This window comes from Clostridium oryzae (assembly GCF_002029235.1).
In the GTDB taxonomy this organism is placed as follows: Bacteria; Bacillota; Clostridia; order Clostridiales; family Clostridiaceae; genus Clostridium_AE; species Clostridium_AE oryzae.
This window is the reverse complement of sequence record NZ_MZGV01000011.1, coordinates 36,965-56,238: the sequence shown is the minus strand read 5'-3', so window position 1 is coordinate 56,238 and position 19,274 is coordinate 36,965. Positions and strand designations below refer to the sequence as shown.

The 19,274-nt window shown below is 33.6% G+C and carries 20 protein-coding genes; 11 read left to right on the top strand and 9 right to left on the bottom strand.

Features of this window, described 5'->3' with window-relative positions:
• Positions 1–12: 12 nt before the first annotated feature.
• The 5 genes from CLORY_RS07180 to CLORY_RS07160 are packed head-to-tail and all read left to right on the top strand — an operon-like array spanning position 13 to position 4,463.
• A complete protein-coding gene (locus CLORY_RS07180; RefSeq protein ID WP_079422833.1) occupies positions 13–1,086 on the top strand; it encodes a pyridoxal phosphate-dependent aminotransferase in 1,074 nt (357 codons plus the stop codon).
• A 28-nt stretch (positions 1,087–1,114) separates the two neighbouring features.
• Entirely contained in the window at positions 1,115–2,059 is a 945-nt protein-coding gene (locus CLORY_RS07175; protein ID WP_242954363.1) for an ABC transporter substrate-binding protein, read from the top strand.
• Between the two features lie 14 nt (positions 2,060–2,073).
• A complete protein-coding gene (locus CLORY_RS07170) occupies positions 2,074–3,102 on the top strand; it encodes a FecCD family ABC transporter permease (protein ID WP_079422832.1) in 1,029 nt (342 codons plus the stop codon).
• Positions 3,103–3,107: 5 nt separating this feature from the next.
• Positions 3,108–3,875 (top strand): ABC transporter ATP-binding protein, encoded by a 768-nt coding sequence (locus tag CLORY_RS07165; protein WP_079422831.1) that lies wholly within the window; start codon positions 3,108–3,110, stop codon positions 3,873–3,875.
• Positions 3,876–3,923: 48 nt separating this feature from the next.
• Complete coding sequence (locus CLORY_RS07160; protein ID WP_139375985.1) at positions 3,924–4,463, top strand: cob(I)yrinic acid a,c-diamide adenosyltransferase; 540 nt, start codon at positions 3,924–3,926, stop codon at positions 4,461–4,463.
• Between the two features lie 394 nt (positions 4,464–4,857).
• On the opposite strand, the gene CLORY_RS07155 is transcribed toward CLORY_RS07160, so the two are convergent.
• The 5 genes from CLORY_RS07155 to CLORY_RS07140 form a co-directional block, all read right to left on the bottom strand.
• A complete protein-coding gene (locus CLORY_RS07155) occupies positions 4,858–5,352 on the bottom strand; it encodes a hypothetical protein (RefSeq protein WP_079422829.1) in 495 nt (164 codons plus the stop codon).
• Positions 5,353–5,461: 109 nt separating this feature from the next.
• Positions 5,462–6,475 carry a 3-deoxy-7-phosphoheptulonate synthase gene (gene aroF, locus CLORY_RS07150; RefSeq protein ID WP_079422828.1) on the bottom strand — a complete coding sequence of 338 codons (1,014 nt, stop codon included), beginning with the start codon at positions 6,473–6,475 and terminating at the stop codon, positions 5,462–5,464.
• Positions 6,476–6,613: 138 nt separating this feature from the next.
• Entirely contained in the window at positions 6,614–6,748 is a 135-nt protein-coding gene (locus tag CLORY_RS23940; protein ID WP_278335302.1) for a hypothetical protein, read from the bottom strand.
• A gap of 106 nt (positions 6,749–6,854) precedes the next feature.
• Positions 6,855–8,210: a PFL family protein gene (locus CLORY_RS07145; RefSeq protein ID WP_079422827.1), complete on the bottom strand. Its 1,356-nt coding sequence runs from the start codon at positions 8,208–8,210 to the stop codon at positions 6,855–6,857.
• A gap of 12 nt (positions 8,211–8,222) precedes the next feature.
• Entirely contained in the window at positions 8,223–8,492 is a 270-nt protein-coding gene (locus tag CLORY_RS07140; RefSeq protein ID WP_079422826.1) for an ACT domain-containing protein, read from the bottom strand.
• 449 nt (positions 8,493–8,941) lie between these two features.
• Here CLORY_RS07140 and CLORY_RS07135 point away from each other — a divergent pair, with 449 nt between their 5' ends.
• Entirely contained in the window at positions 8,942–11,236 is a 2,295-nt protein-coding gene (locus tag CLORY_RS07135) for an ATP-dependent Clp protease ATP-binding subunit (RefSeq protein WP_079422825.1), read from the top strand.
• A gap of 245 nt (positions 11,237–11,481) precedes the next feature.
• Here the strand turns inward: CLORY_RS07135 and nadC are convergent, their stop codons facing one another.
• Genes nadC through nadA form a run of 3 tightly spaced genes read right to left on the bottom strand, consistent with a single transcriptional unit; the run spans position 11,482 to position 14,529 of the window.
• Positions 11,482–12,327, bottom strand: coding sequence for a carboxylating nicotinate-nucleotide diphosphorylase (nadC, locus tag CLORY_RS07130; RefSeq protein WP_207652178.1), 846 nt, complete (start codon positions 12,325–12,327; stop codon positions 11,482–11,484).
• On the bottom strand, positions 12,263–13,618 hold the full coding sequence (locus CLORY_RS07125) for an L-aspartate oxidase (protein WP_079422823.1): 1,356 nt from the start codon (positions 13,616–13,618) through the stop codon (positions 12,263–12,265). The genes nadC and CLORY_RS07125 overlap by 65 nt, the downstream gene beginning before the upstream one ends.
• A gap of 5 nt (positions 13,619–13,623) precedes the next feature.
• The gene (nadA, locus tag CLORY_RS07120) at positions 13,624–14,529 is read right to left on the bottom strand and encodes a quinolinate synthase NadA (RefSeq protein WP_079422822.1); all 906 of its coding nucleotides are present in this window, start codon (positions 14,527–14,529) and stop codon (positions 13,624–13,626) included.
• A 254-nt stretch (positions 14,530–14,783) separates the two neighbouring features.
• On the opposite strand from nadA, the gene CLORY_RS07115 reads away from it, so the two are divergent.
• The 5 genes from CLORY_RS07115 (at position 14,784) to CLORY_RS07095 (ending at position 18,654) form a co-directional block, all read left to right on the top strand.
• Entirely contained in the window at positions 14,784–15,701 is a 918-nt protein-coding gene (locus tag CLORY_RS07115; protein WP_242954361.1) for a tetratricopeptide repeat protein, read from the top strand.
• Between the two features lie 30 nt (positions 15,702–15,731).
• Positions 15,732–17,504, top strand: coding sequence for a M3 family oligoendopeptidase (locus tag CLORY_RS07110; RefSeq protein ID WP_079422821.1), 1,773 nt, complete (start codon positions 15,732–15,734; stop codon positions 17,502–17,504).
• Between the two features lie 50 nt (positions 17,505–17,554).
• Positions 17,555–18,079, top strand: coding sequence for a dCTP deaminase (gene dcd / locus CLORY_RS07105; protein WP_079422820.1), 525 nt, complete (start codon positions 17,555–17,557; stop codon positions 18,077–18,079).
• 151 nt (positions 18,080–18,230) lie between these two features.
• Positions 18,231–18,428 carry an alpha/beta-type small acid-soluble spore protein gene (locus CLORY_RS07100; RefSeq protein ID WP_079422819.1) on the top strand — a complete coding sequence of 66 codons (198 nt, stop codon included), beginning with the start codon at positions 18,231–18,233 and terminating at the stop codon, positions 18,426–18,428.
• The gene (locus tag CLORY_RS07095; RefSeq protein ID WP_079422818.1) at positions 18,412–18,654 is read left to right on the top strand and encodes a hypothetical protein; all 243 of its coding nucleotides are present in this window, start codon (positions 18,412–18,414) and stop codon (positions 18,652–18,654) included. The genes CLORY_RS07100 and CLORY_RS07095 overlap by 17 nt, the downstream gene beginning before the upstream one ends.
• 47 nt (positions 18,655–18,701) lie before the next feature.
• Here the strand turns inward: CLORY_RS07095 and CLORY_RS07090 are convergent, their stop codons facing one another.
• Positions 18,702–19,268: a GDSL-type esterase/lipase family protein gene (locus CLORY_RS07090; protein WP_079422817.1), complete on the bottom strand. Its 567-nt coding sequence runs from the start codon at positions 19,266–19,268 to the stop codon at positions 18,702–18,704.
• Positions 19,269–19,274: the final 6 nt, after the last annotated feature.

Sequence of the window (19,274 nt, the reverse complement as noted above, 5' to 3'; positions counted from 1 at the left end):
GGGTGAGGATAAATGAATGAAAAGACTTATACACAGCATGGAGGCGACATATACACGGAGGGTCTGCTTAAGGGTAATAAAATACTTGATTTCAGTGCGAATATTAATTTTCTAGGTACACCTAAGTCACTTGAAAGTGCTGTAAAAGAAGCAATGAAGAGCATAACTAGATACCCGGATATAGAATATAGAAGATTAAAAAAGACTATAGCCGATTATCTTCATATAGATAACGATAAGCTTAAGATTATACCAGGAAATGGAGCTGCTGAGATAATAGATCTGGCTGTTTCACTGTTTAAAAGTATGTGCATAGTAGTTCCATCCTTCAGCGAATATGAGAGATGTGCACATATACATGGCTGTCAGGTAACTTATAGTGAATTAAAAGACGATATGACCTTTGATTATGAAGATATATTAGAAAGGCTCAAAACCTGTGAAGCACTGCTAATCGGGAATCCCAATAATCCTAATGGTTTTATTATAGATAAAGAAAAGTTTATGGAGATTATAGACTATTGTGATAAGAATGATAAAACCATCATAATTGATGAGGCATTTATTGAATTTGTGGGTGACGAGAAGACTAGCTTTATTCATGAGAGCAGCAGATACGAGTGTCTTTTGCTTATAAGGGCTGTAACCAAGTTCTTTGCTCTTCCTGGGATAAGGCTTGGGTATGGGATAACTGCCAATGAAGGTTTAGCTGATAAAATAAGGGAAAGGCAGTTACCTTGGACTGTAAATAGCTTTGCAGAGACAACAGCAGAACATATTTATAGAGATTCAGAGTATATTCGAAAGAGTATTAATGCGAATAAAGACGAAAGGGAATATCTTAAAAGGCAGCTTGTACAGCTACCTGCCATTTCTAAAGTATATGACGGCAGAGCAAATTTCCTTTTATGCAAGCTTAATAATATAACTGCAGAGCAGATGTTTAATTACTGTTTGAAAGAGCATATTCTGATAAGAAAATGTGATAACTATAGAAAACTTGATAAATATTTTATAAGACTGGCTGTGAAAAGCAGAAGTGACAATAATAAACTTATAAATGTACTTAGAAAAGCGAATTTGTAAAAATGCAATTGAAAGGATGCGATATATAATGAAATTACTAAAAAGAAGTATAATATTTTTATTAATAATGACAATCATAATGGCGTTTGGAGGATGTGCTGCAAAAACAAAAAATAAAGACATCAAGAACGAGGCTAAAACAGAGACTAAAACAACTTATCCACTTACTGTCAAAGATTCAAACGGAGATGAGGTTACCATAGATAAAGAACCTAAAAGGGTGGTTTCTGTAGCGCCAAGTATAACAGAAACAGTATTCGCTCTTGGCAAAGGTGATGAGCTTGTGGGAAGAAGCAGTTATTGTGATTATCCAAAGAAGGCTAAAAAGGTTCAGGATATTGGTTCAATCACTGATCCTAATGTTGAAAAGATAATAGCACTTAAACCTGAAGTGGTAATAGCAGCTACTCATTTTAAGGCTGCTGTAGAGAAAAAACTTAAGGATCTTGGAATAAAAGTAGTTGTTATATATGATGCCAATGATTTTAATGGGGTGTATAATGGTATAGATACCATAGGAAAAATTCTCAATGCTAAGAAAAAAGCAGCTGAACTCGTAGCTGGAATGAAAACTAAAGTTAATTCTATAGTTGATAAGATAAAAGATGCTAAGAAACCAACTGTTTATTATGTTATTAGCTTTGGAAAGAGCGGAGACTATACTGCTACAGGAGAAACCTTTATAGCACAAATGATTAATATGGCAGGCGGAGAGAACATAGCAAAAGACGCTAAAGGCTGGGCTTACAGCAAGGAAAAACTTATACAGAAAAATCCTGATATAGTTATCGTGTCAAAAATGTACAATACAAAAGCACAATTTATAAAAGCTGATGGTTATAAAAAATTAAAGGCTGTAGCAAAGGGAAAGGTATTAGAAATAGATAATAATCTTCTGGATAGGCAGGGACCAAGAATTGCAGATGGTCTTGAAGAGATGGCAAAGCTTTTGCATCCAGATTTATTTAAATAGAAGAGGTAGTTACAATGAAGAAAAAAAGGGTTGGGCTTTTCATAATAATGATTATTGCATATGTTTTTATCTTGGGGTTATCTATTTCATTAGGGGCTGCAGATATAAGCATAAAGGATGCTTTTTATACACTATTTAAAGCCATCCCTTTTATAGGAAACATGCTTCATGCAAAGATACCATATACGATGACAGTCATAATATTCAAGGTAAGAATGCCTAGAATTATTATGGCAAGTATCGTTGGTATGGGTTTAGCAGTGGTCGGAACAAGCTTTCAGGCTGTATTTAAAAATCCCATGGCGGATCCATATATACTTGGGATATCATCAGGAGCTGCTCTCGGTGCAGCTATTGGAATAGTACTGCATATAGGAGGAAATCAGTGGCAAGTAAGTACTATAACTATATTTGCTTTTTTAGGTGCTGTTCTTACAACACTTCTTGTATATAATATCGCTAAAGTTGGGCGGTCTCTCCCAGTTACGAAGCTGCTGCTTTCGGGTATAGCCGTAAATTTTATGATATCTTCAATAATATCGATAATAATGGTATTTAGCCGTGAAGAACTGCAGCAGATTGTATTTTGGTCAATGGGAAGCTTTAATGCAGCGAGCGCAAATGAAATAGCAATGGCAGCACCCTTTATAATAATAGGAACGTTGATAACTTTGATATTTTCTAGAGATTTAAATATAATGCTTACTGGTGAAGAAACTGCAAAGACGCTGGGAGTAAACATAGAGCATGTAAAGAAACTTATTATAATCATATCTTCACTAATGGTGGCTGCAGCTGTTGCTTTTTGCGGCATAATAGGCTTTGTTGGCCTAATAATACCGCATATTTTAAGACTTATACTGGGTCCGGACAATAAGACTTTAATTTTGTTTTCTGCTTTAGGGGGAGCTATTTTTCTTTTGCTTGCAGACACCTTAGCAAGAACAGTAGCAGCACCTGCAGAACTGCCTGTAGGAGCAATCACTGCACTTTTAGGCTCACCGTATTTTCTATATCTTCTATCCAAAAACAGAAAAGGGTGATTGGCTTGAACTATCCTATAGTTATTAGTAATCTTAATTTTTCATATGATAACGAGAATATATTAAATGACGTCACATTAAATTTCGAGAAGGGAAAGCTATATTCAATACTTGGACCTAATGGTTCAGGTAAAACTACACTTATAAAAAATATATCAGGGATACTATCGGCTAAGAGCAGTTGTGTTTACATAAATGGTACAGACATTATTAAATTTAAGAGTAAAGAACTGGCAAGACGTGTTACTGTGGTACCTCAAAATTCAAATATAGAATATGAGTTCACAGTATACGATGTAGTAATGATGGGGAGAACTCCATATAAACACAGGTTTGAGGACTATAACAGTCAAGATGAAGCAATTGTAAAAGAAGCTATGGAAATGACAAATACTTGGATTTTGAAGGATAAACTTATTACAGAACTCAGCGGAGGAGAGGTGCAGCGAGTAACTGCAGCAAGAGCTTTGACTCAGCAGACAGACATAATACTTTTGGATGAGCCTACAGCACATCTAGACTTACAATACCAGCTGGAATTTTTGAATATATTCAGAGAAATAAAGCAACATAAACTTATAATAGCTGTGCTTCATGATTTAAATCTGGCATCATACTTCAGTGATCATATGATATTTGTTAAAAAAGGGCATATTATAGAGCAGGGATGTCCAGAACAGATTATGAAGAAGAAACTTATAAAAAAGATATATAACATAGATGTTGAAATTATAAAAAGTCCTGTAAGCGGTGCACCGTTTATTATATATTAATTTTGCCAAGCATTTGTCAAGTGCCTGGCACTTGACAAATAGTAAGGAGTGAGTGATATGGAAAGAGGATATGTTCAGGTTTATACAGGCAATGGAAAAGGTAAAACTACAGCGGCTTTTGGACTTGCCATAAGGGCAGTAGGAGATGGAATGAAAGTATATATAGTTCAATTTCTAAAAACAAGTCCTACAGGTGAAGTTGAAGCTATAAAAAAACTGGCGGACAATATAAAAGTTTTTCGATTTGAGAAAAAGAGAGGATTCTTTTGGACTTTGAATGATGAAGAGAAAACTGAATTAAAGAAAGAAGTGCAAAAGGCTTATGAATTTGTTCAACAGGTTATAGAAAATGAAAAATGTGATATTTTAATACTTGATGAGATTATGGGGGCTATAACAAACAAGCTTTTAACAGAAACTCAGGTTTTAGAGCTTATAGAAAAAAAGCCGCTAACAATGGAATTAGTGCTTACTGGCAGGAATGTGCCTGAAGCCATAGCTAAGAAAGCTGATTTAATTACAGAGATGAAAGATATAAAGCATTACATGAATGAAGGAGTTACAGCTAGAAAAGGGGTTGAATATTAAAAAATCTCAATGTAAATATATTGCGAACTAAATGCGCTAGACGGAATAGTTTAGAGAAAGTGCATTAAATAGGTGTGAGAGTAAAGAGTAAAGAGAAAAGAGTAAAGTGAAGGTTAAAATTCAGCTGAGCTGAATTTTGATCGTATAGAGACTCTTAATTATTTAGATAATTTTTTTGTAATACTAGGTATAGTCTTAGTTTTTAGAAAGTTATTTGCCGGTAATCAGATTTAAATTCTCAGAAATTCTGCACAGCAGAATTTCTTCCTTCACTTTTCTCTCTACTCTTTACTCTTTACTCTTTTCTCTTATCTATTTAAAGCATACACTAACTACTAAATATTATTTTCATCTAATCAACTTTATTGGTTCGCAATTTATTTATTAACTGTACTTAGCTCTGCTGATCACTGTTGCTGTTTTGATCTTGAGAAGGGGCACCCTGGCCGCCTTTGAAACTGCTGAATATTTTCTTTTGTACTGCATCAGCCTGTTTTTGAGTAATAACTTTATCTTTAACAAGTTTACTTAAAGCACTGTTCTTTGGCGAATTTCCCGAAGGTTTACTTCCGCTAGGCTTTTTACTATTACTGGACGGCTTGCTAGGTCTTTGACCATTATTCATCTGTGAAGTTAATGCCGAAACGATTTTTTTACCTTGTTTTTTAGTTATCGTTCCTGCGGAAACAAGATCATCTATACCTTGTTGTATCTGTTCTTTCATATTTCCCATATCAGGGCCTCCAAGCTGTTGACCATTTTCAGTAGTTTGTGTGCTGTTTGTTACAGCTGTATTATTACTTTTCTTTGTGCAAGATGGCAGCATTACAGTTATAAAACCACATACCAGTAACATTAGTGCTGTTATGTATAGCTTATTTCTTCTCATAAATTACCTCCTAAAATATTGTTTAGTATGATTCATATTTTAGAAAGTTTATATGGCACAATTATGGTGGAACTGTGAACATTTTTTTAACGAAGCTAATATTTCTTTATTATATAGCTTTACTATTTATAGAAGCAATGCTTTTTAATTCTTTTACTAGTGAGTCAAAACGTTCAGGCTTTATAGATTGTTCACCGTCACTTAATGCATTTTCTGGATCATTATGCACTTCTATTATTAAACCATCAGCGCCTACTGCTACAGCCGCCTTTGATAACGCTTCTACCATCCACCACATACCGGCAGCATGGCTAGGATCTACAACAACAGGGAGGTGGCTTAATTTCTTAGCGGCTAGTACTGCGCTTAAGTCTAATGTATTTCTAGTATATGTTTCAAATGTGCGAATACCTCTTTCGCAAAGAATTATATTTTCGTTTCCTTCAGACATTATATATTCAGCAGACATAAGCCATTCTTGTATAGTGGCACTTAGTCCTCTTTTTAATAAAATTGGTTTATTAGTTTTACCTAATTCCTTTAATAACTCAAAATTCTGCATGTTTCTGGCTCCTACTTGTATCATATCTACATCCTGTACAAATCTATCCAACATGCTTATAGACATTATTTCTGTAACTATAGGAAGTCCAGTAGCGGCTTTAGCTTTAAGCAAAAGGTCTAACCCCTCTTGTTTTAAACCTTGGAAACTATAGGGAGAAGTTCTAGGTTTGAAAGCACCTCCTCGAAGAAATGCGGCACCACTCTTTTTAACTGATTTTGCAATTGATACTATCTGTTCTTCATTTTCCACAGAGCAAGGTCCGGCTATAATAGCCAATTTCTCTCCGCCTATAGTCTTTCCATCAATATTTACTATAGAGTCCTCAGGGTGAAAAAGTCTGTTGACCATTTTAAAAGGTTCTTTGACTGAGATTACTTTTTCAACAAAATCGTATGCTTCAAAACTATGTGAATCTATATTGGACGTGTTACCAATAAGCCCTAAGACACAGTAAGCAACCCCATTACTTACGTGTACAGTTATGTTTCTTTTCTCAATTTGCTTTACTAGAATACTTATTTTCTCTTGTGGTGTGTTTTTGTTAATTACAATTACCATTTTTAATATCCCCCATCCTTTATTTATAATTTCTTGCATGTTCAACTAAAAATATTTAAAAGTGGTACAACTGACGAATAAAAAAAGAAGACTCGAATGAGTCTTCTTGAAAAACATATATAACTTGCTGCATATATATTAAGGCTTTATAAACTCATCAGAAAGAATAGCTTTTTTATTGTATGACCAAAGACCAGCGCTAAAATAATAATAGCCCCAGCTAAAGTAAAAAAATAAATCGCTATTTAATTCCTTTCTGATAATAGTATTCATAATAATTTCCTCCATAGTAATTTAAAGAGTACATATTTATATTAATGATTAATCTATAATTAGTCAATAGTTATATGCAAATGATATAATCCTATCTAAGCGGTGATTAGTTTTTAAAAGAATGTATTGGTGCTGGAATCCTTCCGCCTCTGTTAATAAACTCTTCGCTTGAAAAACCATTTACAGCCATTATAGGAGCTCTTCCTAGAAGTCCTCCGAATTCTACAGAATCGCCTACACCTTTTCCTGGAACTGGAATAACTCTTATAGCAGTAGTCTTATTGTTAATGACACCTATGGCTGCCTCATCGGCTATCATAGCAGAAATAGTAGCAGCTGGTGTATCACCGGGAATAGCAATCATATCTAATCCTACAGAACAAACGCAAGTCATAGCTTCTAGTTTATCAATTGAAAGAGCACCTTTTTCCACAGCGTTGATCATTCCTATATCTTCGCTTACAGGTATGAATGCTCCACTTAATCCTCCTACGTGACTGCAGGCCATAACTCCGCCTTTTTTAACAGCATCATTTAGTAATGCTAATGCTGCAGTTGTACCATGAGTACCGCAGCTTTCAAGTCCCATTTCTTCAAGAATATGAGCAACACTGTCACCTACAAACGGAGTAGGAGCCAATGACAGGTCAACTATTCCGAAAGGAATATCAAGTCTCTTAGATGCTTCATTAGCAACCAGCTGCCCCATCCTTGTTATTTTAAATGAGGTTTTCTTAATGGTTTCAGCTACAACATCAAAGGTAGCACCTTTAACTTTCTCTAATGCGCATTTTACGACACCAGGTCCGCTGACACCGACATTTATTACGCAATCAGCTTCGCCTACACCGTGAAAAGCACCTGCCATAAATGGATTATCTTCCACAGCGTTTGCAAATACAACGAACTTTGCACAGCCAATACCATCAGCATTTTTAGTAAGCTCCGCTGTAGATTTTATTATATGTCCCATCTGTTTTACTGCGTTCATGTTTATGCCGGATCTGGTTGAGCCTATGTTTACAGAAGAACATACTAGGTCTGTTTCACTCAATGCTTCTGGTATAGAATCTATAAGGATTCTATCGCCTTTACTATATCCCTTATGAACTAAAGCAGAGAATCCTCCTACAAAATTAACTCCAACAGTTTTTGCGGCTTTGTCGAGTATTTTAGCGAATTCAACATAATTTGTATCAGAACTTGCACCGCCTATCAGCGATATTGGAGTTACTGAGATTCTTTTGTGTATTATTGGAATACCAAACTCTTTTTCTATATCTTCGCCGGTTTTAACTAAATTTTCAGCTTTCCTTGTTATTTTTTCATATATTTTATCTCTAGCAGCTTTTCCATCACTATCACAACAATCTAATAAAGAGATTCCCATGGTTATAGTTCGCACATCAAGCTTCTCTTTTTCAATCATTTCAATAGTTTGAGTAATCTTGTTGATATTCATTTATAAAGCCTCCTATATTTCATGCATGGAATTAAATATATCTTCGTGCTGTGCTTTGATTGAAACTCCAAACTGTTTACTTCTTTTATCCAATCTTTTAAGAAGTTCATCAAAAGTTACGTTCATACCTTCTAAATCAACAAGCATTATCATTGTAAAATATTCTTGAAGAATAGTCTGGCTTATATCGAGTATATTTATTTCGCAATCTGCGAGTTCTGTGCTTACACCAGCTATTATCCCTTTTGTATCCTTACCAATTACGGTTATAACTGCACGCATAAAAAACCTCCTAGATTTTATTTGTTGGAAACATTAGCTTTATCTGTATATACATTCTTATAGGGTTTTTTATGCAAATTTATAAACCCTATAAATAATTATGAATTTCTGTATATTATACTATCTTTTTATCTTAATTTCCACACTATTATGTGTTATTATACTAATTTTTTGAATAATTTTTCAGGTTTTGTTATAAAAAAATTTATGTGAGATTTGCTGCTGTTATGGTATACTAGTAATGTGACTATATAATTAAGATGTACAATGTGTAAAAAGTAAAGGAACTATGGCGAAAGTAAAAAAATAAGGTATAATAATTACTATATGAATTAATGAAGTTCTTATAGCATATCATGGCTAGAAAGTATGTTTATTTTCTTAGTATAGATAGATGCAGCGGGGGACTTTTACATTATCAATATAATGGTTAAATGGAGAGGTTAATAATGAAGAAATGTTCAATATGTCATAAAAATATAGCGGTTATATTTACAACTAAAATAGAGGATGGAAAGACTGAATCACAGGGTATATGTCTTGAATGTGCTAAGAAAATGGGACTTCCGGTAGTTGATCAGTTGATGCAGCAGTCGGGTATATCACCTGAGGAACTTGAGAATTTAAGTGAACAGATGAACTCTATGATACAGGACGGAGATATGGAGGATATCATTAATAATAGTATGATGAACATATTTAATGATTCTTCTACTCCAGAAAAAGATTCAGGTAAAGAAGAAATAAAGAGCCTAGAAAAAGAGAGTAATCCTACTCAGAATTTTAATTTTAATGATTTTACTGAAAAGAAAGCAAAGCATGATAAACAGAGAACAAAAAGGAAAAATCTTGATAAGTTTGGTATTAACTTAACTAAGAAGGCTCAAGAAGGTAAAGTTGATAAAGTAATAGGAAGAAATAGAGAAATTGATAGAGTTATACAGATATTAAATAGAAGAATGAAAAATAATCCAATGTTAATTGGTGAGCCTGGAGTAGGTAAAACTGCAATAGCAGAGGGATTAGCTGTTAGAATATCTGAAAAACAAGTGCCTGAAAAATTGTTTGATGCTGAGGTGTATTTGCTGGATTTAACAGCAGTAGTTGCAGGAACTCAATTCAGGGGACAATTTGAAGGAAGAATGAAAGCCATAATAGATGAAGCAAAAGAACTTGGCAATGTAATTTTAGTAATTGATGAGGTTCATAACATTATAGGAGCTGGAGAAGCACAAGGTGGAGCACTCAATGCTGCTAATATTTTAAAACCAGCATTAGCAAGAGGAGAGATACAGATAATAGGTGCTACTACTCTAGATGAATATAGAAAGTATATTGAGAAAGATTCAGCTTTAGAGAGAAGATTCCAGCCTATAATAGTAGAAGAGCCTAGCATTGGTGACTCGATAGAGATACTAAAAGGCATTAAAAGTTACTATGAGGACTACCATAAGGTCAGAATAGAAGATGAAGTAATAGATGCTGCAGTTAATTTATCCGCTAGATATATAACAGATAGATATCTTCCAGATAAGGCTATAGATGTAATAGATGAAGCAAGTTCAAGAGCTAATCTAAAAAATAAAGGACTTGTAGAACTAAAATCTCTTAGAGAAGAACTAACGGAAGTAGAGAAAAAGATAAAAGATGTAGCTGAAGAAAATAATTTTGAGAAAGCGGCAGCGTATAAAGTTGAACAATGCAGAATAGAGGATAGAATCAGAACAATAGAGAGTGAAAGTTTAGAAGTAGCACTTACAGTAGATGACATAGCCTATGTTATAGAGGCATGGACTAAGATACCTGTTCAGAAGGTTACTGAGGACGAGGCTAAGAGACTTCTTAATTTGGAAACCAGACTTCATACGAGAGTAATAGGACAGGACGAGGCAGTTACAAATCTTTCTAAGGCCATAAGAAGGAATAGGCTTGGTTTTAGAAAAAAGAAGAAACCGTCATCTTTTATATTTGTTGGACCTACAGGAGTTGGAAAAACGGAATTAGCAAGGGCATTATCATCAGAAATGTTTGGTACAGAGGATGCTCTGATACGAATGGATATGTCAGAGTATATGGAGAAACATACAGTATCAAAGCTTATCGGAGCGCCTCCGGGATATGTAGGATATGATGAAGGAGGGCAGCTTACTGAAAAGGTAAGAAGAAAGCCATATTCAGTTATTTTGCTTGATGAAATAGAGAAAGCTCACCCAGATGTGTTTAACATGTTGCTTCAGATTCTCGAAGATGGAAGGCTTACAGATAATCAGGGACGTACTGTGTATTTTGAAAATACAGTTATAATAATGACTTCTAACGCTGGCACTAATTTTAAATCCTACGGCATAGGTTTTGCTCAGGAAGGTTACGATGAAGTTGAAAGTGGTGTTAAAGAAGCACTTAAAGAAACCTTTAAACCAGAATTCTTAAATAGAGTTGATGACATAATAATATTTAAAAAGCTAGATAAAGATCAGCTTTATAAGATTATTGATCTTATGCTTAAAGAAGTAGCTGATGAAGTTTTGAACAAGAACATAACCATAGATTTTTCCGAAGATGTGAAGAAGCTTATACTTGAAAAAGGCTATGATTCAAAGTATGGAGCAAGACCATTAAGAAGAACGATACAGAAGTACATCGAGGATTCTATTACTGATGCTTTCTTGACAAACAAAATTGGCAGCGGAGATCATGTATTATTGGAATTGCAGGAAGGCAAAGTAGAAGTAAAGAAATTATAATAATAAGCTGGAGTTTGCATTTGCTAAACTCCAGCTTGTTTTGTAATTTGCTGCAGCTAAAGAGGTTAAGGTGTTTATAGAATGTACTGCCTGCTCAAATGTTTTACTAAAATGTTGTTACATAAAAACGAGTATTATGTACAAGCTCCCGGATAATTCAATAATAATGCTTGTACACAATACTCATTTTACGTTCAACAACAATTTAGTAAAACAAAGCGTAGGGCGTATATACATACACTCCCCTATGCCTCATTTATTTTTACTAGATTTTTTAGCGAAAAATCCAGTATTCTTGCTGAATGTGTCAATTCACCAACAGATATATAATCAATTCCTGTGGCAGCAATCTGTGAAATTGTATCGATATTTACATTACCTGAGCACTCTGTTATGGCTCTTTTGTCTATAAAATCTACAGCTTCCTTAATTAGAGGAACACTCATGTTGTCCAGCATTATTATATCGGCTTTCATAGCTACAGCTTCTTTTACCATACTCATATTTTCTACTTCAATTTCTATCTTTTTACCATAACCAGTATTTTTTCTAATTATCTCTATTGCATTTTTTATCCCGCCTGCAGCGCCTATATGATTATCTTTAATCAAAATACCATCAGATAAACCGAAACGATGATTTTCGCCGCCGCCTACTTTTACTGCATATTTCTCAAATATTCTAAGGCCGGGAGTAGTTTTTCTTGTATCTAGCAGTTTAGCTTTGCTTCCTTCAAGCACATTTACAAATTTACGAGTAAGTGTAGCTATCCCGCTCATTCTTTGTAAAAAGTTAAGAGCTGTTCTTTCACCCTGAAGTATATTTAATGTATTCCCGCTTAACAATGCGATTTTTTCGCCGGGAGTAACTAAATCGCCATCTTTTTTTAAGAAAGTTACAGTTACCCCGCCAAGCAATTCAAAAACTCTGCCAAAGACATCGAGACCTGCTGCAATACCGGTTTCTTTAGCTAATAGTTCAGCTGTACATTCAGAGTCTTTACCTACTATATACGTGCTTGTTATATCAAACCATGGAATATCTTCTTTCAGAGCATCTAGGAGAACTTGGTCTGGAAATAAAAAATTCATCATTTAAGAAATCACACCTTTTTTCTAATTCTTTAATAACTAAATTCTGCTGTTTTACTGATAACTGAGGTAAGGTTTCCGAAATCACTGCAGAATTACTAGTATCTATATTAATATTATCTATTTTATTATTTATATCCCCAGCAGCTCTTTTGGAGAATACTAAGCCCTCCAGCAAAGAATTGCTAGCAAGTCTGTTGCTGCCGTGAACTCCTGTACAGGATGCTTCACCAACAGCGTATAAATTATTCATTGAAGTTTTTGAGCATTTATCTACGTCAATTCCACCCATGAAATAATGCTGAGCAGGAGATACAGGAATCATATCTTTAGTTATATCTATTCCGCGTTTTTTACACTCGCTATTGATAAGAGGAAATCTCTTTAAAAGGAAATCCTTATTTAGAAAAGATACGTCAAGAAAAACATAAGGACATTTGTATTTTGATATTTGCTCATTTATAGCTTTTGCAACTACATCTCGTGGAAGAAGTTCGTTCACAAAGCGTTTTCCTTTTACATTATAGAGTTTTCCGCCTTCACCTCGTACAGATTCAGAAATTAAAAATCTTCGGCTTTGAGGATTTTCTTCATATAAAGCAGTAGGATGAAATTGAATATATTGAATATCCTTTAGTTTTATATTATGTTTCAAAGCCATAAATAATCCATCGCCGGTTATGGTTCGCTGATTTGTGGAATTTTTAAAAAGGCCGCCAATGCCGCCGCAGGCAAGTATAACAGTTTTTGCGTAAAAATTTATTTGCTTGCCGCTTTGGTTAAATGCTACAATACCTGTACAATTGTCATTTTTGCATAGTAAATCTATAACTGTTGTATAATCATAAATTGTTATATTTTTTCTCTTCTTAACGTGCTGCAATAGAGTTTCTACTACACTCTTACCAGTACTGTCTTCACAGTATACTATTCTATTGATGCGGTGAGCGCCTTCACGAGTATATAAGATGTTTCCAGTTGAACTATCTCTGTTAAACGGAACGTCTAAATCAATTAATGAAGAGATAACTTCTCTGGATTCGCTGCAAAGGATTTTAACAGCAGACAAATCATTTTTATTATTGCCTGCTGTTAGTGTGTCTTCCATAAACGGTTTAATATCATTATCATTCAACGCTGTAGCAATTCCGCCTTGAGCAAGATAAGAATTGCTTTCTGTAATAGAACTTTTGCAAAGCATTACTACATCTAAATCTTTTCTTAAGTTGAGGCTGCAGTAAAGAGCTGCGGCTCCTGTTCCCACTATTAGGACATCTGAATTTATATCCATTATAATCACCCCACATATTTGTGCATGTTTTCGAGAGAAGTCAAGGCTTTAAGTCTTAGCTCTTCATCTAATTCTATGCTATTTGATTCATATTTTAAACATTCATATATGTCTTCAAGGCATGTCTTTTTCATGTTTATGCATGTCATTGTGTTACCAGGTACATAAAAATTCTTATCTGGATTTTCCTTTTTTAATTGGTGCAGAACACCCTGCTCAGTAACAATTATAAAATCGCTGGCTTTTGATTTTTTTGCATAGCTAATTATTTCACCAGTACTGCCTATAAAATCTGATAAATCCCTTACAGCACTTTCACACTCAGGATGTGTTAGTACTAAGGCATCTTTCTTTATAGCTTTAAGTTCTTTTATACTGTCAGGTGTAACCTTCTTATGAGTTATGCAAAATCCATTCCAAAGAATAAATTCTTTCTCAGGTATTTGTTTTGCAATAAATTCTCCCAGATTTTTATCAGGAAGGAAAATTATTTTTTTATTAGGCAGTTTTCTTATTATAGATAATGCATTTGAAGAGGTAACGCACACGTCACATTCAGCTTTAACTTCAGCTGTTGAATTTATATAGCATACAACAGCAGCATCTGGATGCTGTTTTTTGAGTGCTGCTAATGGTTCGCTGCTGGCCATATCAGCCATAGGACACCCAGCATCTGAAGCTGGTAATAGTACTGTTTTATTAGGTGAAAGAATCTTTGCACTTTCAGCCATGAATTTTACTCCACAAAATATTATCATTTTATTAGGTGAATCCTTAGCTACTTTACTAAGATAATATGAGTCACCAACATAATCAGCTATTTCTTGTACTTCTGGACGCTGATAATAATGAGCAAGTATTAAGGCATTTTTCTGTTCCTTTAATTCAGTTATTTTATCTGTAATATTCATTATAATCACTTCCATCTATTTGATTTACAAGTGTATATACACTTGTAAAGAGTATAACATCTGCAGATATATTTATCAATAATAAACAGACATGTATTCATTGCTGTATAAGGTAAAATAAAGTATATCAAAGCGTGAAATGTCGGATTTATGGTATAATAGTAAAGAAATAATGAAAAAATTTGGATGTATGAATTTCATTGATAATTTTTAACTAAGTGTTTTAGTTTTCTTATTTTTGAAAGGATGATTTTGTGAAAAAAAATACATATAAGATAGATAACTTTAAGTCATTAGCTCAAATATTTTATAAACAGGGTAAGCTGGAAAGAGCTATGGAAATGTATGAAAAGGCTTGTTTCTGCTTACAAGATGATGTAGATTGTGAAATCTTTATAGATATGGCAATACTTTATGATGAGTTAGGGGATAGTGATAAGGCAGAAGAAATGTTTAAAAAGGTTTTGAAGTATGATCCTGAGGACAGCAGAGCATATTATGGCATTGGAACAATCTATGATAATAAAATGGATTACATGAATGCAACAGCATATTATGAAAAGGCAATAAGCATAAATAGCGAATATACAATAGCATATTTTTTTGCTGCTATGGCTTACCTTAACTTAGGGGAGTATGAAAAAGGAGAATTATATTTAAAAAAAGTTATTGAACTTAATCCAAATGATCTTTGGGGAAATATAAATCTTGGTTCGGTGTATGAAGAAAAAGGTAATTATGAAGAAGCTTACAAAATGTTTGAAAAAGCTTTATCTATAGATGATAAGAACTATATGGCACTTTTTGACATGGCAGTAGTCTGCAGTAAGATTGATAAGGAACAGGAAGCTGAAAGGTATTATAAAGCTTCTATAACTCAGAATAACAACTATACATATGCTTATTTAAACCTTTCAGTAATGTATAAGGAAAGAAAGGAATATAAAAAGGCTATAAAAACAATAAGCGAGGGAATAGCTAATAATCCCAGTGAGGGATTCTTATACTACAATAGAGCTTGTTTTTATGTCCATTTGGGTCTTTATAGTTGTGCAATAAAGGATTTAAAGAAATCTGTTAGTATATATCCAGATTTTAAGGAATATATAGAAACCGATGATGAATTGGAACCATTAAAAACGTGTATAGAATATGGTAGTATTTTTAATTAAGTATATATAAAAAAATTGGAGGTAGCATATATGGAAATAAAATGGAGTTTAAAGGAACTTTACCCTTCCTTTGACAGCAAAGAATTCAAAGAGGACTTGAAGTCATATGAAAATTATATCGATGAATATAAAAAATGGGTAGATAGTATTTCAGAGAATAAGAAGGATATAAATAAAAAATTAGAACAACTTATAGATATAGAAACTAAGGGTGAGATACTATATACAAAATTAAAGTATTATTCTGAACTTACTCTGAGTGTAGATACCAAGAATTCATCAGCAGCGAAAAACCTTGAAGTTATACAGAATATAACGGCAGGAAAAGCTGAACAAGATGCTAAACTTTGGAGATGGATAGGAGAGATTGATAATCTTCAAGAAGTAGCTAATTCTTCGGATAAGCTTAAAGAGTTTAGTTTCCATATAAATGAGTTGGCTCATAGAAGTAAATATCTTCTTTCTGATAGAGAAGAAGGCATAATAGCCAAAATGAAGAGTACAGGCTCAACGGCTTGGTCTAAACTTAAGGATTTAGAAACATCTAATCTTATGGTGGATATAGAACTTGATGGAAAAATGCAGCAATTGCCACTTACTGTAGTTAGAAATATGGCATATGATGAAAGAGCAGATGTGAGAAAAACAGCGTATGAAGCAGAGATGAAATCCTATAGTAAAATAGAGGATACTGTAGCTGCTTGCCTAAATGGTATAAAAGGAGAGGTAATAACAACAAGTAAGTTAAAAGGCTATGAATCACCATTAGAGAAGACTTTGATAGATTCTAGAATGGATAAAAAGACTCTTGAAGTTATGATTGAAGCAATAAAGGAAAGTCTTCCTGAGTTCAGGAAATATTTCAAGAAGAAAGCTGAATTGTTAGGATATAAGAATGGACTTCCATTTTATGATTTGTTTGCTCCTATAGGCAGCAGTGATAAAAAATTTGATTATGAACAAGGTCAAAAATTCGTTGAGAATAACTTTAGAACCTTCAGTGATAGACTTGCAGATTTTGCTCACAAAGCTATAGCTAATAATTGGATTGATGTATATCCAAGAGAAGGCAAAGTCGGGGGAGCTTTCTGCGAAAACATAAATGCCATCGGAGAAAGCAGATTTATGCTTAACTATGGTAATCAATTTACTGATGTAGTTACAATGGCACATGAGCTCGGTCACGGATATCATGGTGAATGTCTTAAAAATGAAAATATACTAAACAGCGATTATCCCATGCCTATAGCAGAAACAGCATCAACATTTTGTGAGACTATAATAAAAAAAGCTGCATTAAAGGATGCTTCAAAGGAAGAGGCAATACTTATATTTGAAACAGAGATAAGTGATTGTGCACAAGTAATAGTTGATATATATAGTAGGTTTCTCTTCGAGACTGAAGTGTTTGAGAAAAGAAGAGATAGTTCTCTTTCTGCATCTGAACTTAATGATATAATGTTAAAAGCTCAACTTCAGTCATATGGAGATGGACTTGATCCAAATTATCTTCATAAATCCATGTGGGTATGTAAACCGCATTATTACTATGCAGATACAAATTTCTATAACTTTCCATATGCGTTTGGACAACTGTTTTCAAAGGGTTTATACGCTGAATATGTAAAGAGCGGCGATGCATTCGTTGAAAAATATGATGAGCTTTTAGCAGCAACAGGCAAGAATAATCTTTCGGATGTAGCTAAACTTGTAAATATAGATCTTAATGATATAAACTTTTGGAGAAAATCACTTCAAAGTATATATGAAGACATAGATAAGTTTATTTCGCTGACTAAATAAAGAACTACAATTCAGAAATTATAGAGTATAGGTAAGCGGAGGTAGTAATCATGATATTATCAGGACGTGAGATAGAGAAAGAATTAGGTAAAGATATAATCATAGAACCATTTAGCAAAGAACAGTTAAATCCTAATAGTTACAATTTAAAGCTTCACAATGAATTGTTAGTATATGATGAAGATATTTTAGACATGAAAAAGAAAAATAAATACAAAAAAATCATAATTCCTGAGGAAGGGTTGAAATTAGAGACTAATAAACTTTACCTTGGCAGGACAGTAGAATATACTGAAACTAATAATTATGTACCAATGCTTGAAGGAAGATCGTCTATTGGAAGACTGGGGATGTTTATACATGTTACAGCTGGTTTTGGTGATGTTGGGTTTAAAGGATATTGGACACTTGAGATTTTTTGCGTACAGCCTATAATTATATATCCTTATGTTGATATATGTCAGATATATTATCATGATATACATGGAGATTATGATACATATAACAGCGGAAAATACCAAAATAACACAGGTATTCAGCCTAGTCTTTTATATAAGGATTTTAAATCAAAATAAAACCATTTTATGAAAACCCAATAATATAAAGCAGCAGCTTCATATAGTGGATTTATTTTTATAGTTTATAGATTTTAAAAGGGTATATAATAATAATGCAGATGCAAGGTAGCATTTGCAGCAAAGTCTATAAACAAGGGGAGGAATCAAAATGAGCAGAAGAGGAAATAGGATTCTTGTTCCACAGGCTAAAGCAGGATTAGAAAAATTCAAAGCTGAAATAGCTAGCGAATTAGGACTAACAAACTATGAGTCAATAGACAAGGGCGAGTTGACCTCACGCGAAAATGGTTCCGTAGGCGGAGAAATGGTTAAAAGGATGGTTCAAGAATATGAAAGCAAAATATAACTCAGATAAATCTATTTCGGTGGAGATGGAATCTGGGAAAATAGAGAAACTTCAGATTCTAGAAGAACTTAATATAGGTAGTAATCACTATATAATTGCTGGACCAGAAAACTCCGATGAAGCTTATGCTTATAAGACTGTTGATGCTAATGGTTTTAGAGAATTTGAAGCCGTTGGACCAGGAAAAGAATTTGATAAACTGCTTCAGGAATACAACAAAATGTAAGCTTTTATAATTAGGGTACCAGTGAAAAGTTTTCGCTGGTATCCTTTTTAACTCTTAAGGCAACTAAGGAAAGTGTCCTTTATTAATTTGTGGCCAAGTTCATTAGGATGAATTCCGTCAGTATATAGACTGGAATTACTGGAAAAGCTTACATAAGATGAAAAGAGATCTGCCATTATTAAATTTTTATCTATAGACAGCTGCCTCAAACTTTGACTAAGGGAATATAAATGTTTGTTTATGTCGAAGTAATTTAATGTAGAAGACCAACACTTTGAAGCCAAATATCTCTCCACTGGTATAGGAGAGGCTAATATAGGCGTTATTTTATTTTTTATAGCTTCAGCACACATCAGTTTTATATTTTCTAATACATATTGTTCTTTGAGATTTAGAATAAAGTCATTGGTACCGCCCAAAATGATAACATGACTAGCTTTTTGTAATATAACATCATCATAAAATCTATCAAGCATAGCAGCGGTTGTATTACCATTAACGCCTTTATTTTTTATCTTCAAATCTATAGAATTGTTTAATAGACTAACCCAGCAATTTTCTGAATTAACACCATATCCAAATGTAAGGCTATCGCCGATACAAACTAATAGCATAATAAA

Bases quoted from the DNA above. Each gene is read 5' to 3' on its own strand.
- CLORY_RS07175 (WP_242954363.1), top strand. From the start codon at position 1,115: ATGAAATTACTAAAAAGAAGTATAATATTTTTATTAATAATGACAATC.
- dcd (WP_079422820.1), top strand. From the start codon at position 17,555: ATGATATTATCAGGACGTGAGATAGAGAAAGAATTAGGTAAAGATATA.
- CLORY_RS07155 (WP_079422829.1), bottom strand. From the start codon at position 5,352: ATGAGAAGAAATAAGCTATACATAACAGCACTAATGTTACTGGTATGT.
- nadC (WP_207652178.1), bottom strand. From the start codon at position 12,327: ATGAATTTTTTATTTCCAGACCAAGTTCTCCTAGATGCTCTGAAAGAA.
- CLORY_RS07100 (WP_079422819.1), top strand. From the start codon at position 18,231: ATGAGCAGAAGAGGAAATAGGATTCTTGTTCCACAGGCTAAAGCAGGA.
- CLORY_RS07110 (WP_079422821.1), top strand. From the start codon at position 15,732: ATGGAAATAAAATGGAGTTTAAAGGAACTTTACCCTTCCTTTGACAGC.
- CLORY_RS07095 (WP_079422818.1), top strand. From the start codon at position 18,412: ATGAAAGCAAAATATAACTCAGATAAATCTATTTCGGTGGAGATGGAA.
- CLORY_RS07180 (WP_079422833.1), top strand. From the start codon at position 13: ATGAATGAAAAGACTTATACACAGCATGGAGGCGACATATACACGGAG.
- aroF (WP_079422828.1), bottom strand. From the start codon at position 6,475: ATGGTAATTGTAATTAACAAAAACACACCACAAGAGAAAATAAGTATT.
- CLORY_RS07170 (WP_079422832.1), top strand. From the start codon at position 2,074: ATGAAGAAAAAAAGGGTTGGGCTTTTCATAATAATGATTATTGCATAT.
- CLORY_RS07125 (WP_079422823.1), bottom strand. From the start codon at position 13,618: ATGGATATAAATTCAGATGTCCTAATAGTGGGAACAGGAGCCGCAGCT.
- CLORY_RS07090 (WP_079422817.1), bottom strand. From the start codon at position 19,268: ATGCTATTAGTTTGTATCGGCGATAGCCTTACATTTGGATATGGTGTT.
- CLORY_RS07135 (WP_079422825.1), top strand. From the start codon at position 8,942: ATGAAGAAATGTTCAATATGTCATAAAAATATAGCGGTTATATTTACA.
- CLORY_RS07145 (WP_079422827.1), bottom strand. From the start codon at position 8,210: ATGAATATCAACAAGATTACTCAAACTATTGAAATGATTGAAAAAGAG.
- CLORY_RS23940 (WP_278335302.1), bottom strand. From the start codon at position 6,748: ATGAATACTATTATCAGAAAGGAATTAAATAGCGATTTATTTTTTTAC.
- nadA (WP_079422822.1), bottom strand. From the start codon at position 14,529: ATGAATATTACAGATAAAATAACTGAATTAAAGGAACAGAAAAATGCC.
- CLORY_RS07140 (WP_079422826.1), bottom strand. From the start codon at position 8,492: ATGCGTGCAGTTATAACCGTAATTGGTAAGGATACAAAAGGGATAATA.